The sequence below is a fragment of the Flavobacterium collinsii genome, from assembly GCF_902804485.1.
Classification (GTDB): Bacteria; Bacteroidota; Bacteroidia; order Flavobacteriales; family Flavobacteriaceae; genus Flavobacterium; species Flavobacterium collinsii.
Genome location: NZ_CADCST010000189.1, coordinates 1 through 1,061, shown reverse-complemented (window position 1 = coordinate 1,061; position 1,061 = coordinate 1). Strand labels below are relative to the sequence as shown.

The window sequence follows — 1,061 nt, the reverse complement described above, 5'->3', positions numbered from 1 at the left end:
AAGAGAGTTAATTACTGCAGTAATGATAATACTTTCAGGAGGAGATCCGCAAAAAGTATATAAAACATAAGTGGCCGGAATTTCTTCCGACCACTTTTAACTTTTGAGTCTCTTTTTTTTGTTTTAGAAATGTTATGAATACGAAGTCAAGATAGATTCGTATAGCTTTTCATGAGAACTCTTCGGAGAGTGCACTTTATTTGTGACAGTACTAGAATCAAGATTATTTTTTTCTTTTGTTAATTAAGGGTTTTTCGATAATGAAAACCAAAGTGCCAATGAAGAAATTATTATCGGTAATATCAATGCTAATCTTTGTAAAAATTGGTTTGCAGATTTGTCTCTAACTTGTTTTGAAAAGCTATTCTTTTTTATTTTCACAAACCCTTTGTAAGTAAGGATAATCCGTCCATCTGCAATAATTATGATTATCAATTCTAATTTTACAAGATATGCTATTGCATGTTGCAAATCAACTAACAGGTCAGGACTGAATTGCATGTCTCCTTTTTGACCGACCATTTTAATTGGTGTAAGTTGATTTTGAATTTCTTAAATGGAAAGAGAATTTCCAAAGTCTTTTACAAGAATTTTCAGGATATTATCTAAATATTTTGCAGGTTCATTATTCATATTTTTCGTTTTGTTGGTCGCTTGTCACTAACATTCTCGCACTGCAAGCAGTTTAGAGGATACTAAATCCTCTTATAATTCTCTCTAAACTTTACGAAAACCCCATCGTAGTCGGACAGGTAATCGGTTCCATTCAACAGGAGTTTCACTGTTGGCTTTTCAAGCCCAACGAAACTCTAGCTGTTAGCAACAGTTATTTTGGAGTATATATTTGAATTCCTTTCGACAAAGCATAATTATTCAAGCCTTCGTCAAAAGATATTAAATAATCTATTTTGTATGTTCTAGTATCGATTATTTCTTTAATAATTTCATCAACTAAACTAACGTCATTTTTTTCATAAATTGATTTATTAAAAAAATTTTCTAACGCATTCAATTTATAATGATTATCATCAATTTTTAAATAATTAGGTCTTGATAATAAT

2 protein-coding genes are annotated in these 1,061 nt (G+C 30.1%); both read right to left on the bottom strand.

The window, feature by feature from the left end; translation table 11 throughout:
* Positions 1 to 243: 243 nt before the first annotated feature.
* Positions 244 to 522 (bottom strand): hypothetical protein, encoded by a 279-nt coding sequence (locus FLA105534_RS23465; protein WP_173968496.1) that lies wholly within the window; start codon positions 520 to 522, stop codon positions 244 to 246.
* 304 nt (positions 523 to 826) lie between these two features.
* Positions 827 to 1,061: hypothetical protein (locus FLA105534_RS23460; RefSeq protein ID WP_173968495.1), on the bottom strand; the 235-nt coding region annotated here is incomplete at its 5' end.

What these genes read in the sequence shown, in the direction of transcription:
- FLA105534_RS23465 (WP_173968496.1), bottom strand. Translation starts at nt 522, where the DNA reads ATGGTCGGTCAAAAAGGAGACATGCAATTCAGTCCTGACCTGTTAGTT.